Raw genomic sequence first — 13044 nt, 5'->3', positions numbered from 1 at the left:
GGCGTCACGGCTTTGGGTCTGGCGCCAGCTTTTCCAGCAGGGCGACCATGGCCGGGTAGCCTCGGGCCTGGGCCAGCGCCAGGGGCGTATTGCCTGCGCGGTCGGTGAGCCGGGTGCTGGCACCCGCGTCCAGCAAGGCCTGCAACACGGCCTGATGTCTGGCACCACCATCGCCAAGCACAATGGCCTCAATCACAGCCGTCCAATGCAGGTTGTTGACGTGGTCCAACGGAGCGCCTGCGGCAATGAGTTGCCGCACCACACCGACGTGCCCCAGGTGGGCGGCTGCGATCAGGGCGGTGCCGTCGTAGCGGCTGGTGGTGAGTTTGGCGCTGGCGCCCAGGCTGAGCAACAGCCGCAACGTGGCTTCATCGTCGGCCACCGCCGCGATGGTGACCGCGTCATACCGGTCGTTCTCCAGCAGTTCCAGATTCGCACCGGCCTGCGCCAGTGCGCGCAATACCCCGGCTTGTCTGGCAAAAGTGGCCACATGCACGGCCGTGCGGCCAAAGGCATCGCGTGCATTCACAGGGGCACCGGTGGACAGCAGCTTGTTCAGTAACGGCAGGTCGCCGCGGTGGGCGGCCGCATGCAAGCCGGTGTAGCGTGCGGCCTCGGCGGCGCTGGGGGCCACCTGGGCGTGCGCCGCTGGTGCCAGAAAACTCATCGCCACCAGCGCCGCCGTCGACCATGCCGCGAGGGAACGTTGTCTTGTCATCACCTGTCCTGCAGTGGTTTGAAACCAGCTTACTTGAGCATGTCCTGCACGCTGGCAATACCCGCCAAGGCGCACTTTTCGTCCAGATGACCGCCGGGTGCACCGCCCACACCGACCGCGCCAATCACTTCGTCGCCCACCTTCACCGGCACCCCACCGCCCAGCAGCAGGTAGCCGGGGATCATGGCCACGTTGGCCGATGCCGGGTTCTTTTGCACCCCTTCCCACATGGCAGCGGTGGTGTTCTTGCCAGACGCCGAGGTGAAGGCCTTGGCCTGGCTGGCGGCCAGGGTGTGCGGGCCAGCGTTGTCAGCGCGCTGCACGGCGCGCACGCCGCCTGCACGGTCCACCACGGTGGCGGTCACATTGAACTTGTCGGCACTGCAGGCCGCCACGGTGGCGGCGGCAATTTTGTTGGCCAGTTCAAGGGACATGTTCTTTTCGACACGAACGGTTTGGGCGATGGCGCCCAATGTGGCCAAAGACAAGATGAGGGCGCTGGCGCAGTGAAGGGATCGCATGGGTTTTCTCCTGTTAAATGGGTGGTGAAACACCGTTCACCCCCTGGAGAAAATGTAATCACCCGGGTGCTTGCAGGCCATTCGTGCAGTTACGCGCCAGGCTCCGTATAACTACGCAGACCGCCCGGGCGCAAGCCCCACAAGAAGCCTGCGGCGTCAGCTGTTGGCCGGCGCGGCCAGCGTGGCGTAGTGGCGTATCAGGTGCGCCAGCGACTCCACCTGCAATTTGGCAAACAGGTTGGCGCGGTGGGTTTCCACGGTGCGGGGCGACAGGCCCAGTGCGCGGCCAATCTCCTTGTTGGTCAGGCCTTCCACAATCAGGCCCAGCACCTCGCGCTCACGCTCGGACAGCTGCGCGTAGCGTTCACGCGCCTGGCGACTGGCCTGGTGGCGTTCACGCGAGCCCACATGCTGGCGCACGGCGATTTGCAGCGCTTCCAGCAACACCTCATCGTCCACCGGTTTTTCCAGAAACTCGGCAGCGCCCGACTTCAGCGCGCGCCGACACAGCTCCACGGTGCCGTGCCCGGTGAGCATGATGACCGGATGGTCCACACCTTGCGCCATCAAGGCATCCAGCACGGTCAAGCCGCTAATGCCGGGCATGCGCACATCCAGCACGATGGCACCGATGCTCTGGCGGTCAAAGCTGCGCATGAATGCCTGGGGGTCCGCCCAAGCCTGCACGCGCAGCCCCACCGTGCCAATCAACAGCGCCAGACTGGCGCGCACGGCGTCGTCGTCGTCAATCAAATGGATCAGCGGAGACAGGGGGGCGCTCATGAGGCGGGCGCCAGGGGCAGTGTCAAAACAAATACCGCACCGCGTGGCTCGTTGGCCTGCGCGCACAACTGGCCGCCCATGCCGCTGGCAAGTGTTTCGCACAGGCTCAGACCCAGCCCCAAGCCGCCTTCACGGGTGGTAAAAAACGGCTGGAACACATGGGGCAAGGTCTCTGGCGCGATGCCCGGCCCGGTATCGGCCACACGCAGCACACCCATGCCCTGGTTCGACGCGATGTCAATGCGGAGTTGGCGCTCGCTGGCGGGCACCAGGTCCAAGGCTTGCAGCGCGTTGGTCAGCAGGTTGTGCACAATTTGCTCCAGCGCCACACGCTCGGCCAGCACCCGCACGGGATGCGCCAGGTGTACCGAGGGCACCACCGCGCGAAGCTTGCATTCAGGCTCCAGCAGGTCAATCGCGTTGCGCACCGCCTGCGCCAGATCAACCGGCTGGCCTGACGCGGCAGGGCTGGGCTGCTCGACCGTGCGGCGCAAGCGCCCCAGCACCTCGGCGGCGCGGCGCGCCTGGGCTGCGGCCTGGTCCATGGCATGCAATGCGGTCGTCAGCTCAGGTGGATCGTCCTGCAGCAAGCGCCTGGCGGCCTGGGTGTTGGCCAGTATGGCGGTCAGGGGCTGGTTGAGTTCATGCGCCATGCCCGCAGCCAGCTCGCCCAAGGTGTTCAAGCGGGCGACTTGCCCCACGCGCAACAGCTCCTCGGCACGCCGACGTGCACTGCGCTGGCGCTGCCAGGCTGACCAGATGGCCAGCGCAGCAGCCACCACCAATACCCACAGCACCATGGCGCCCCACGGCAACTCTGACCAGCGCACTTGCCGTAGCGCCACCACCTCAAAAGGCTGGCTGGCACTGGCCAAAGGCTTGCGAAACTCAAAACGCCAACCTGACCCGGTGATGTGTCCCGGTTGCACCACAAACACCTGCCCCGCGTGCTCCAGGGTGACACGTACCGGACTGCTCTGCACCGGCATGGGCCAGTCGCTCCAGGGCACGGTGCCATACACGTCAATCAACAGGGCGTAGCTGGCAGGTTGGGCTGCCAGCACCAGTTGGTAGCGACCCCGTGCCGAGGTGAAATCAACATTGGCCAGCACGGCGGTGTGGCTCTGGCGGGATGCCTGCTCGGCCTGCGGCAAGGTGGTGTCCGGCCAGGTGCTGACCGGGTCGCGCCGCAGCACGCTGAGAATTTGCGGGTAGACGGATGGCAGGCGCTGCTCTGCCGGGTCGGCGCTGCCAGGCGGCGAGGTGGGTTGCAGCAAGGCCAGGGTGGCCAGCACCGCCTCGTGCTGGACCACACGCTGGCTGAGCAGGCGGTGGCTGATGCGGGCATCGGTCTCAAACGCTTCGCGCCACTGCGCCAACTCCGAGCGGGCCAGCAGCACCCCACCGATGACCGACAGCACCAGCCACACCATGAGGCGTGGTCCGTGAACTTGGAGTGCGTGAGGCATTGGCAATTTTTGCATACAGGGGACGGCGGAAAACCATTTTGGCGTGGACGGGATGGTGGCCGTGTGAAGCTGATCAAATGCCGGGCACGTCACGGCGGTTTTCGCTCTTTAATTTATAGCTTCACGTGCTTTAATGTCAAGCTCTACAGGCCATAATTCCCCCCCTACTCTGCAACTCACCATGCCCCTCTTCCCTCACGCTGTGTCCCGTTTGCGCACCGAGCGCCTGGCGCGCGCTGTCAAACCGTTTGGCATGCGCGGTGGCCCGGCCGAACGTTGCCCCGGTTGCCGGGTCATGGCCAGCCACTGTTTTTGCAACTTGCGCCCGAACGTGAGCACCCAGGCGGGCGTCTGCCTGCTGATGGCCGACATCGAGCCGCTCAAACCCAGCAACACCGGCTGGCTGATTGCCGACGTGGTGAGCGACACCTTTGCGTTCAGCTGGGCGCGCACCTGGGTTGACCCGCGTTTGCTGACCCTTCTGGCCGACCCGCAATGGCAGCCTTATGTGGTGTTTCCGGGGGAGTTTGTGACACCCGAGCGGGTGGTCAATGCTTTGCTGCCCGAGACGGCCACGCCAGAGCAGACGCCCAAGCGCCCGCTGTTTGTGCTGCTGGATGCGACCTGGGCCGAGGCCGGCAAGATGTTTCGCAAAAGCCCGTACCTAAACAGTTTTCCGGTGCTGAGTCTGCACCCTGAGCAGGTGTCCAACTACCGGCTGCGCCGATCCAGCCGCAGCGACCACTTCTGCACTTCGGAAGTGGGGGCCTTGTGCCTGGAACTGGCTGGGGAACACCACGCGGCCGAGGTGCTGGCCACGTACCTCGATGTGTTCACCCACCACTACCTGCAGGCCAAGAACCAGCAACGGCTGGACCTGGACGATGCCGCCCACCTGCGCTTGCGCGATTTGAGCGCGCAGCGACAATCAGGCGCTTTAAGAGCCACCCTATGACCCCAGACCAGACGCCACCCACTGATGCCACCCACGCGGGGATGTGTGAGCCCTGCGCCGCTGTCCAGCAAAACTGGCGCCGTGCGCCCGGCCATGCTGAACTGGTGCAGGGCGCCAACCGCAAAGAGTTGCGTGGCGAGAAAACGGTCACCGTCACCCGCTACCGCTGTGACCACTGCGGCACGGTATGGGACTACGAAAACAACAAGGCCAACCAGCACGCTGGCTGGTCGGTCGTGCCCCGCCGGGTCTAAAACAGCACCAGCGGCCTAATTGGCCACGGTAAAGCGCTGCTGGATGTGGCGCGGCTGTTCCAGCTCGTCGACGATGGCCACGGCCATGTCTTCCACCGAAATGGCGGCAGGTGCCTCACCCTCGCCGGGCAGCGGGTTGTCAAGACCGGTGCGGTACTGGCCGGTGCGCACACCTGGTGCCAGGATGATCGGGGGCGACAAGAAGGTCCAGTCCAGCGAGGTTTCAAGCTTGAGCCGGTTCAGCGCCTCACGCGCGGCCAGGGCGCCTTGTTTGTACTCAGCCGGGAAGCCAGCGGTGTCCACCAGCTGCACACCGGGCGCCACAAACAGGCTGCCTGCGCCACCCACCATCAGAAAACGTTTGACACCGGCTTGCTTCGTGCCGGCCACGATGGCGGCGGTGCCTTCCAGGAACAGGTCGTGGATGCGCGGCTCGGTCCAGCCCGGGTTGTAGGCGCTAACCACGGCGTCATGCCCGGCCACGGCTTGTGCCACTTGGGTGGCGTCCAGCGCGTCGGCCTGCACCACGGTCAAGCCGGCCTGGGCGCTGAGTTTGGCGGGGTTGCGGGCCAGCACGGTGACCTGGTGGCCCCGGCTCAGAAACTCGGTCAACAAGGGTGCGCCAACAAAACCTGTGGCGCCAATGAGTGCAACTTTCATGGTGATCTCCGGTGTGTTTAAGATGCTGATAGTGTCTGTGCTTCACAAAGCATTGACTAGACGGTCAATCTGACTAACACTGTGAAGTAAAACTAACGAATAAGGCCAAAAAATGGCGCAGATGGATCAACTCAAACGCATGGCGGTGTTTGCTGAGGTGGTGGCGACGGGCTCGCTGTCGGCGGCGGCGCGTCAGCTGCAGATGACGCCCTCAGCGGTGAGCCAGCACCTGCGCCAGCTGGAGTCGGCCCTGGGGCTGGCGCTGTTACACCGCTCCACCCGCAAGCTCACGCTGACCGAGGCTGGTGAGCGCTACATCGAAGGCTGCCGCGCCATGGTGGCGGCTGCCCGCAGCGCCGACCAGGCGCTGGCGCGCCACCGCGACGAGCCTGAGGGTGAGCTGCGGATTGCCGCGCCGATTGGCATGGGTGGCCTGCTGGCGCAGGCGCTTGCGCCCTTGCGCCAGCACCCCCGGCTGACGCTGCGCCTGCTGCTCGACGACGCGCTGATCGACTTGATTGAAGAGCGGGTGGACATCGCCCTGCGTGCGGGCAAGTTGCCTGACTCCAGCCTGGTGGCGCGCAAGCTGGGCAGCATGGCCGCGCAGATGTGTGCCGCACCGGCCTACCTGGCCGAGCGCGGCTGGCCGCAGCAGCCGCAGGATCTGGCCGCGCACGACTGGCTTGGCGGCAGGCCCTCAACCGGTGGTGACGACAACTTGCTGTTGCACAACGCAGCCGGTGACGAGGTGGCGGTGCAGGTGCACAGTCGCGCCCACGCCAGTCAGGTCACCGCCTTGCACGCCCTGTGTGTGGCGGGTTGGGGCATCAGTGTGGTGGTCAGCGACGATGACCGCCGCGCGCTGGTGGACGGGCGCCTGCTGCCAGTGCTGCCGGGCTGGCAGCTGCCCGTCATGCCGATCTACGCCATCACCCCGCGCCGGGGTGAACAGCCCGCCAAGGTGCGCCATGCGCTGGCGCTGCTGACCGCGCACTTTGAACAGGCGCCCAAGCAGCTCCTGGGTTCATAGCGGCCTGCCCTTGTTATCGAAGGGCTAGAGGCCAAAAAAAGCCTTCAGGTGCGGCGCCTGACCTGGCGAAACGTCAGGTTGATGCGCCGCCTGCCCAGCAGCGCGTGTTCGCGCTCGGCCAATGGCGCCACACCATGAAAAGCCAGCCGCGATGGGCCACCCCACACCACCACGTCGCCATGCACCAGCCGGTAACGCTGCGGCCGGTCTTGGCGGCTGGGTGTGCCAAACAAAAACACCGCAGGCAGGCGTCCGGTTGAAAGTTGGCGTAACCGGCTTGCGCGGCGGCACGCTGCGCCAGATCCAGACAGCAAGCAGGCATCTGCGGCCAGGGCTGGCCCGAGATGGTGTCCAGCGCGGTGTAACGGTAACCCGTGGGGTCTGACACCCAGCCCAGCGCGCCGCAATTGCTCATGGCCACCGACATGGTGAAGCCGCCGGGCGTGACCATGTGGCGCAACGGGGCTTGCTGCAACACCGCTTCAATAGCTTGCAATAACGCCGCAGCCTCAATCAAAGCCAAGCCACGCAGCAGCACCGCGCCCGGCGCAAGCGGTAATGGCGCGGCATCCGGGTCTGGCGGCAGGTTGTCAAAGAACGGCATCAGACGTCCACCGTGACGGTGTGCGGGTGGTTTTTATCCAGCCACGAGCGGATGATTTTGAGGTTGCGGGTGTTTGATCTGAAAAACAGATCGGGCACCATCCCAACCACCGGCACCGCCCCGAGCAGCGCATCCAGCGCGATGTTGCCCGCCATGCGGAAAAAATACAGCCGGGGCATGCCCAGGTTTCGGGCTTCCCAGGCCATCCACGACCCCATCGCGGCCGCCATCACGCTGCCGCCAACTGGCAGCACCCCCATCAAGGCATCCAGACCGACGCGGAAGTTGGTGCCGGGGATGACAAACAAGCCCTCCAGAATGTTTTCCATGGCCTCGACTCGTTTGCGCACCGATGCCGGGTCACGGCCAAGTAACGCGTCTGCCGGGCGCTGACCTGACGTGTTGGGGTCACTGGCGGGCATGGCGTACTCCTTGAAAAACAATTCTCTTCAAATTGGGGACGTTTTCATCGATTTAAAGGCGGGGCCTTTCGCAGAGGTCAGCAGGCGGCCATCCTGGTAGAGGGCATCCAGAAGGCTTCGCGCCGATGAAAAGCCGCGCACCGCTCGTTTCTCTGCCTGGCGCAGGCGTTGCTTGCGCAGCCAGCGGCCGCTGCGGAGTTGGTCCGCCAGGTAGGCGGGCCATGTGCGCCGGTTCTGGGCTTCAATCAGCGCGCGACTGGGTTGCCAGTTGATGGGGACTTGTTCCGGGCCAGGGTCGGGGGCTGGGCGAGCCAGCAGCCTCAGATCGTCATCGTCGGCATGGTTGTGCGCCACCACTTCCCAACCGCCCGCCTGCAAGGTCTGGTGCAGTGAGATCTGGGTGAAATACAGGGTGTGGGCCCTGAAAAACATATAACGAGGCGCACAAAATCGCGTCGCATTCGGCACTTCGATGAACAAATGACACGTGAGCGACGCTTTGCTGGCGAGCAGGCGCAACGTTTCGACCGGGTCAACCAGGTGTTCCAGGACGTGGAACATGCTGATGAGGTCGTAACGCTTGTCTGCATGGCCAGGCAGAACGTGGTGCAGCGCGCCGTGCGCCACCGCCAGGCCCAAAGCCTCGCGGGCGTGGGCAGCGTAGCCTGCGTGGGGCTCAATGCCGTGGGCCTGCATGCCACGCTGGCGCATCAGGTCGACAAACTCCCCGCTGGATGCCCCGATGTCCAATGTGACGCTGGAGGCAGGCAGAGGCACAGAACCGTGCCCGAGTTGTGTTTGCAGCCACTCCCATCGGTTCAGGGCATGGCGACCGGCCCGCAGCACGTGGCGCAGCGCGGGTGATGCGGCTTGTTTGTATTCCTGTCGGTAGCGGTGGGTGTACCAGGCCTCCAATTCCGGCCGGGTCGGCAAGGGGTCAATACGTCCCAAACCGCAAGCGCTGCAGTGGACGGTAAGCAAGGGCTCGCCCGTTTTGCCATCGACGCGGGCGATGGGTTCAGCGTGTTGGGAGCCGCACACGGGGCAGGGTGTGAGGGCGTTGGGGGATGTGCGCATGGACAAAGGCATGTGGGTCATGGGTTGTGCAGGTGGGTTGTGCTGGTAGGTTGTTCGTGCCGTCAGCGCCAAAGCACCGACAGCAGTTCTGTGACCACCACGGAGCCGCCCCACCACAACAGCATCACCGAGGCCACCGCAATGGCGGTGGCGAGGTAGCCGGCCAGAAGCAGGGCGCCGTCCCGAAGCCGCAGACCCCATGACATCAGGACGATGGCCAGCGCCGGCAGCACATTGTCAAAACTGATGATCAGGACGGGCACCGCCATGGAGAGTCCGGCGGCAAGCAGCATCAACCCGTTGAGCATGCGCGCTGGCTTGTTGCTCAAGGACAGCATGCGGGGCCGACTCACCGGCCCGATGAGGTTGACCGCGCGGCTGACCATGCCCGCCAGCAGCGTCTGGACGCGCGCATTCAATTCCCGTCTGGCAAGCCACCGTGGCAAAGGCACCGATTGGCCGGTACACAGCCCGAGTGCGACAAGCATGCACAACACGCCGACGGCCGTACCCATGCCTGGCAGGGCAACCGGAAACAGCAGCGGCATGGCCAGCAAACCGAGCCAGACCAGCCGCTGCCGGGCGTTTTCACCAATGGTGTCAGCCAGGGTGCTGCCCATGGACGCGACTTGCGCCGTGGCAATGCGTTCCACGGCCGCTCGTCGCCTGTTTGGCGGCTTGTCTGATGTATTGGCAGGTGGGTTGAGCGTTCGTGACATAGGTATCCAGAGCAAAAGCGCCTGTCTGGCGCGTCAGGTTGCAAAGGCGCGAACTGTAGACGGACGATTTACCTGAAACCAGTAGTTTTTTGAAACCTCAAGCATCGAAAAAAACTGAACGACTACCCCGGCTACCCATGAAAATTCATGGGTGTTTCAGTTTTCAGATGCGGCCAGACACCAGCTCAAATGCCCCCAGCGGCTGGGCCTGGCCATTCAGCAATACGTCCACCCGGTGCCGCCCGGGGTAGTGTTTTCGGGTGGTCAGCTCGGCCAGTGACAGCTTTTTGGATAGCGCTGCGCTGCCACCCGGCGCCAGGTCCAGGGTGCTGAGCTTGAACACTTTGGCGCGGGTCTGGCCGTTGGCCTTGACGTAGTGCACCGCCAAATCCACCAGCACACGCTGCGGCTGGTTTTGGCTGTTGGTCACTTCAAAACCGATCTGCACCGCACCACCCGTCGTCGCCTGGCCCGGCGTGATGTGGGCGCTGCCGACGCTCACCTGGGCGGCAGCGCCAAAGCCCAGCACCGAAAGCGCGCCGCTGTCCCCGCGCTTCACCGCCGAACGCAGCGCGTGGCCGACGATCCAGGCACGCTCGGGGCTGGCATCCTTCAACCAGTCTCGCGCGGTTGTGGCCAGCAGGTCGGGGTGATCCTTGCCAATGTCGTTGAGGTTGTTGGCCACCGAGCGGCGCACAACCAACTCCGGGTCATCCTTGAGCACGTCGAGGAGCGCCAGCACCGGCGTGGGGTCGGCCTGAAACTGGCGCAAGCGCGGGGCCCACGGCAGGCGTGGCCGGGTGCCTTCAGACACCAGCCGCCGCACCAACGCATTCGGGTCGGTTGCCCACACACGCAACTGGCGCAGCGTTTCCTCAGGGTGATGTTTCAGAAAAGGGCGGATGCTGAACTCGGCGGTGAAGCGCTGCGTTAGCGCGTGCTGGGCCTGCATCGACAGCTCAAAGTGCTCCAAACCAAACTCCGCTACAAACAGCGTGTGCGGCAGGTACAAAAATGCGCCCAGCGTCAGGGTGGGGTCGCGGCCATGCGGCTGCTGGGCAGATGCCAACAAGATGGTCAGCGCCTGCGCGTAGTCATGCAGCAAATACTGGCGCAAAGCCCGGGCGATCTTTTTGCCGCGTGCCATCAGCGCCAACGTGTCATAACCGTCCAGCACCTCGCGCACAAAACCCGCGCTGTCAAAAGCCGGGTAGACGTTGGCGATCATGCTGGCGATGGCGTGCGGCACGTCCACACCGTACTGGTTGACCAGGGGTTCAGCCATGGCGGGGCAAGTTTGTCATCAGGGGTCTCGGCAGTAGACTGGTTCACAGGGTGGCCGAAATATATACTGTTTTTATACACAGCTTTAAAACTGCCTCAGCTTCATGGACGTCACCCTCGACCACCTGCGCCGGTTTGCGCTGGCCCGCAGCCTGTTCGCCCCCACCACGCTGTCTGCGGCCATCGCCAAGCTGGGTTTTGTGCAGGCCGACCCGATCCGCGCCCCGGCGCGCGCGCAAGACCTGACCCTGCGCCACCGCGTCAAGGCTTACCGTGCCGGTGATCTGGAGCGGCGCTACCCTCAACTTGATGTCGAAGAAGATTTTTTTGTTAACTACGGCTTTGTGCCACGCAGCACCCAGGCGCTTATGCACCCACGTGTGCCGCAGGCGGAGTGGACCCCGGAGCGCGCTGCGCAGGCGCAGGCGGTGCTGGACTTTGTGCGGGCCCATGGTGTGGTGCACCCGCGTGAGGTGGACACCCACTTTGCCCATGGCTCGGCGCGCAACTGGTTTGGCGGCTCGTCCAACGCCAGCACCCAGTTGCTCGACGACATGCATTACCGCGGCCTGCTGCGTATTGCCGGGCGTGTGAGTGGTGTGCGCACCTATGCCGCGCGCGACGGCATGTCAGAAGCCGCGCCGGACCCGGCCCAGGCCATGGACGCGCTGGTGGATGTGATCGTGAACAAATACGCCCCCCTGCCCGAGCGCTCGCTCGGTGAGCTGATCAGCCACCTGCGTGGTGGTACGCCGCAGTGGGCAACCCAGCGTGCCGCTGCGTTCCAGCGGGCCAAACAGCGCCTGGCCAGCGCCCAGGTCGATGGTGTCACCTGGTACTGGCCCGCCGATGAAAGCCCGGCGACCCGCCGCCAAGCCAATGGCGACATGCTGCGGCTGCTGGCGCCTTTTGACCCAGTGGTGTGGGACCGGCGCCGGTTTGAGCTGTTCTGGGGCTGGGCCTACCGCTTTGAGGCCTACACCCCGGCGCCCAAACGGGTGCGCGGGTATTACGCGCTGCCGCTGTTGTGGCGCGAGCAGGTGATTGGCTGGGGCAATCTGGCGGTGCGTGGTAACCAGTTGGATGTGGCCCTGGGTTACGTGGCGGGCAGTCCACCGACGGATGCGGCGTTTGCGCAGGCGCTGGAGGAGGAGCTGGCACGCTTGCGCACATTTCTGGCACTACCTGAAACAACCCCAGCAGGGCTTCAGCCAGACGCCTTGGGCTGAACTAGGCGCTGGGGCTGACAATCCAGCTCCCCCAGCCCCGACTCAACGCCCCATGAAACCACCTGCCCGACTGATCTCCCTGATTGAAGAGGGCCTGATCGACAGCGTGGTGCGCCAGCTCATGAGTGGCAAAGAGGCGATGGTGTTTGTGGTGCGCTGCGGTGGCGAGACCCGCTGCGCCAAGATCTACAAAGAGGCCACCCAGCGCAGCTTTCGCCAGGCGGTGGACTACACCGAAAACCGCAAGGTGAAAAACTCGCGCTCGGCCCGCGCCATGGCCAAGGGCAGCAAGTTTGGCCGCCAGGAACAAGAAGCCGCCTGGCAAAGCGCCGAGGTCGACGCGCTCTACCGCCTGGCCGCCGCCGGTGTGCGGGTGCCCCAGCCCTACAACTTTTGCGACGGCGTGTTGCTGATGGAGCTGGTGACCGACGCCCAGGGCGACGCGGCCCCGCGCCTGAACGATGTCGCCTTCACGCCCGAGCAGGCGCGCCAGCACCACACCACGCTGATCAAAGAAGTGGTGCGTATGCTGGGCGCTGGCGTGGTGCACGGCGACTTGTCCGAGTTCAACATCCTGCTGGCGCACACAGCCAGTACGGATGGGGCCGACGGTGTGGATGAACCGGTGATCATCGACCTGCCGCAAGCGGTGGACGCGGCGGGTAACAACCACGCCCAGCGCATGCTGCTGCGCGACGTGGCGAATCTGCGCGACTTCTTTGGTCAGTTTGCCCCCGAACTGCTGGCCACCGAGTACGGCCCGGAAATCTGGAGCCTGTACCAAGCCGGGCTGCTGCGTGTGGACACACCACTCACAGGTCGTTTTGAGCGCTCACAAGCCAGTGTCGACATGCAGGCGGTGCTGCGCGAGATTGACGACGCGCGGGCCGAAGATGCGGCGCGTCGGCTGCGGATGGCGACGGCGGGCTGAGGCTGGTCCTGCGGGACAAAGACCGAAGAACGTCTTACGTCTTGGGTGGCAGCGGGCGGGGTATTGGGACCCACCTCAGACGCGCTGCGCTTTGCGACATCGGTGGACCCCAACACCCCACCCGCTGCAGCGCGCACATTGGTTCGCCACCGTTCAACAGCCGGATCCCGGACATGCAATGACACCCGCGACTCTCGCTGGCCATGTGGGGTTAGCCGGGGGGCCGATGTCGCAAAGCGCAGCGCGTCTGAGGCTCCCCGGCTCTCAAGAAACACCACACAACTGATTGATTTGCATGGTGTTTTCAAACGGGATTTTCAGTAGCCACGAGTTGCATCCCCATGGTCTTGGCACGCTGGGCGAGGTTGTGCAAGACCCGCTGGCGGTA

Annotated in this window: 14 protein-coding genes and 1 pseudogene; 5 read left to right on the top strand and 10 right to left on the bottom strand. The window is 64.7% G+C overall.

Annotated elements, in window-relative coordinates; all coding sequences use genetic code 11:
* Positions 1-4 precede the first annotated feature (4 nt).
* The 4 genes from LHU53_RS03300 to LHU53_RS03285 all read right to left on the bottom strand — a co-directional run bounded on the left by LHU53_RS03300 (position 5) and on the right by LHU53_RS03285 (position 3491).
* Positions 5-667, bottom strand: a complete 663-nt coding sequence (locus LHU53_RS03300) for an ankyrin repeat domain-containing protein (RefSeq protein ID WP_227330904.1) — start codon at positions 665-667, stop codon at positions 5-7.
* A gap of 80 nt (positions 668-747) precedes the next feature.
* Positions 748-1239 carry a heme-binding protein gene (locus LHU53_RS03295; protein ID WP_227330661.1) on the bottom strand — a complete coding sequence of 164 codons (492 nt, stop codon included), beginning with the start codon at positions 1237-1239 and terminating at the stop codon, positions 748-750.
* Positions 1240-1395: 156 nt separating this feature from the next.
* Entirely contained in the window at positions 1396-2022 is a 627-nt protein-coding gene (locus LHU53_RS03290) for a response regulator transcription factor (protein ID WP_227330660.1), read from the bottom strand.
* Entirely contained in the window at positions 2019-3491 is a 1473-nt protein-coding gene (locus LHU53_RS03285; RefSeq protein ID WP_370632210.1) for a sensor histidine kinase, read from the bottom strand. Before LHU53_RS03285 ends, LHU53_RS03290 begins: the two co-directional genes overlap by 4 nt.
* A 181-nt stretch (positions 3492-3672) precedes the next feature.
* On the opposite strand from LHU53_RS03285, the gene LHU53_RS03280 reads away from it, so the two are divergent.
* Both LHU53_RS03280 and LHU53_RS03275 read left to right on the top strand, forming a co-directional pair.
* A complete protein-coding gene (locus tag LHU53_RS03280) occupies positions 3673-4446 on the top strand; it encodes a tRNA-uridine aminocarboxypropyltransferase (RefSeq protein ID WP_227330658.1) in 774 nt (257 codons plus the stop codon).
* Positions 4443-4700 carry a hypothetical protein gene (locus LHU53_RS03275; RefSeq protein WP_227330657.1) on the top strand — a complete coding sequence of 86 codons (258 nt, stop codon included), beginning with the start codon at positions 4443-4445 and terminating at the stop codon, positions 4698-4700. Before LHU53_RS03280 ends, LHU53_RS03275 begins: the two co-directional genes overlap by 4 nt.
* A 15-nt stretch (positions 4701-4715) precedes the next feature.
* Here the strand turns inward: LHU53_RS03275 and LHU53_RS03270 are convergent, their stop codons facing one another.
* A complete protein-coding gene (locus tag LHU53_RS03270) occupies positions 4716-5360 on the bottom strand; it encodes an NAD(P)-dependent oxidoreductase (RefSeq protein WP_227330656.1) in 645 nt (214 codons plus the stop codon).
* A 112-nt stretch (positions 5361-5472) separates the two neighbouring features.
* On the opposite strand from LHU53_RS03270, the gene LHU53_RS03265 reads away from it, so the two are divergent.
* Positions 5473-6390, top strand: coding sequence for a LysR substrate-binding domain-containing protein (locus LHU53_RS03265; protein WP_370632209.1), 918 nt, complete (start codon positions 5473-5475; stop codon positions 6388-6390).
* Positions 6391-6434: 44 nt separating this feature from the next.
* Here LHU53_RS03265 and LHU53_RS03260 read toward each other — a convergent pair.
* The 5 genes and pseudogenes from LHU53_RS03260 to LHU53_RS03240 all read right to left on the bottom strand — a co-directional run bounded on the left by LHU53_RS03260 (position 6435) and on the right by LHU53_RS03240 (position 10497).
* Positions 6435-6994: pseudogene (locus LHU53_RS03260) on the bottom strand (alpha-ketoglutarate-dependent dioxygenase AlkB).
* On the bottom strand, positions 6994-7416 hold the full coding sequence (locus LHU53_RS03255) for a DUF4112 domain-containing protein (RefSeq protein WP_227330655.1): 423 nt from the start codon (positions 7414-7416) through the stop codon (positions 6994-6996). The pseudogene LHU53_RS03260 and the gene LHU53_RS03255 overlap by 1 nt, the downstream one beginning before the upstream one ends.
* 27 nt (positions 7417-7443) lie before the next feature.
* Positions 7444-8514 carry a bifunctional 2-polyprenyl-6-hydroxyphenol methylase/3-demethylubiquinol 3-O-methyltransferase UbiG gene (locus LHU53_RS03250; protein ID WP_227330654.1) on the bottom strand — a complete coding sequence of 357 codons (1071 nt, stop codon included), beginning with the start codon at positions 8512-8514 and terminating at the stop codon, positions 7444-7446.
* Positions 8515-8555: 41 nt separating this feature from the next.
* Positions 8556-9146, bottom strand: coding sequence for an exopolysaccharide biosynthesis protein (locus tag LHU53_RS03245; protein WP_227330653.1), 591 nt, complete (start codon positions 9144-9146; stop codon positions 8556-8558).
* 229 nt (positions 9147-9375) lie between these two features.
* On the bottom strand, positions 9376-10497 hold the full coding sequence (locus tag LHU53_RS03240; RefSeq protein ID WP_227330652.1) for a DNA alkylation repair protein: 1122 nt from the start codon (positions 10495-10497) through the stop codon (positions 9376-9378).
* Positions 10498-10600: 103 nt separating this feature from the next.
* Here LHU53_RS03240 and LHU53_RS03235 point away from each other — a divergent pair, with 103 nt between their 5' ends.
* Together LHU53_RS03235 and LHU53_RS03230 are read left to right on the top strand one after the other, a co-directional pair.
* Positions 10601-11725, top strand: a complete 1125-nt coding sequence (locus tag LHU53_RS03235; RefSeq protein WP_227330651.1) for a DNA glycosylase AlkZ-like family protein — start codon at positions 10601-10603, stop codon at positions 11723-11725.
* Between the two features lie 52 nt (positions 11726-11777).
* Positions 11778-12656 carry a PA4780 family RIO1-like protein kinase gene (locus tag LHU53_RS03230; protein WP_227330650.1) on the top strand — a complete coding sequence of 293 codons (879 nt, stop codon included), beginning with the start codon at positions 11778-11780 and terminating at the stop codon, positions 12654-12656.
* Positions 12657-13044 lie beyond the last annotated feature (388 nt).

The sequence above is a fragment of the Rhodoferax sp. U2-2l genome (assembly GCF_020594515.1).
GTDB lineage: Bacteria > Pseudomonadota > Gammaproteobacteria > Burkholderiales > Burkholderiaceae_C > Rhodoferax.
Note: the sequence above shows the minus strand (reverse complement) of the source record. Positions and strands in the feature narration are given on the sequence as shown.

Bases quoted from the DNA above. Each gene is read 5' to 3' on its own strand.
- LHU53_RS03280 (WP_227330658.1), top strand. From the start codon at position 3,673: ATGCCCCTCTTCCCTCACGCTGTGTCCCGTTTGCGCACCGAGCGCCTG.
- LHU53_RS03290 (WP_227330660.1), bottom strand. From the start codon at position 2,022: ATGAGCGCCCCCCTGTCTCCGCTGATCCATTTGATTGACGACGACGAC.
- LHU53_RS03250 (WP_227330654.1), bottom strand. From the start codon at position 8,514: ATGACCCACATGCCTTTGTCCATGCGCACATCCCCCAACGCCCTCACA.
- LHU53_RS03275 (WP_227330657.1), top strand. From the start codon at position 4,443: ATGACCCCAGACCAGACGCCACCCACTGATGCCACCCACGCGGGGATG.
- LHU53_RS03265 (WP_370632209.1), top strand. From the start codon at position 5,473: ATGGCGCAGATGGATCAACTCAAACGCATGGCGGTGTTTGCTGAGGTG.
- LHU53_RS03285 (WP_370632210.1), bottom strand. From the start codon at position 3,491: ATGCCTCACGCACTCCAAGTTCACGGACCACGCCTCATGGTGTGGCTG.
- LHU53_RS03230 (WP_227330650.1), top strand. From the start codon at position 11,778: ATGAAACCACCTGCCCGACTGATCTCCCTGATTGAAGAGGGCCTGATC.
- LHU53_RS03240 (WP_227330652.1), bottom strand. From the start codon at position 10,497: ATGGCTGAACCCCTGGTCAACCAGTACGGTGTGGACGTGCCGCACGCC.
- LHU53_RS03235 (WP_227330651.1), top strand. From the start codon at position 10,601: ATGGACGTCACCCTCGACCACCTGCGCCGGTTTGCGCTGGCCCGCAGC.
- LHU53_RS03270 (WP_227330656.1), bottom strand. From the start codon at position 5,360: ATGAAAGTTGCACTCATTGGCGCCACAGGTTTTGTTGGCGCACCCTTG.
- LHU53_RS03255 (WP_227330655.1), bottom strand. From the start codon at position 7,416: ATGCCCGCCAGTGACCCCAACACGTCAGGTCAGCGCCCGGCAGACGCG.
- LHU53_RS03300 (WP_227330904.1), bottom strand. From the start codon at position 667: ATGAGTTTTCTGGCACCAGCGGCGCACGCCCAGGTGGCCCCCAGCGCC.
- LHU53_RS03295 (WP_227330661.1), bottom strand. From the start codon at position 1,239: ATGCGATCCCTTCACTGCGCCAGCGCCCTCATCTTGTCTTTGGCCACA.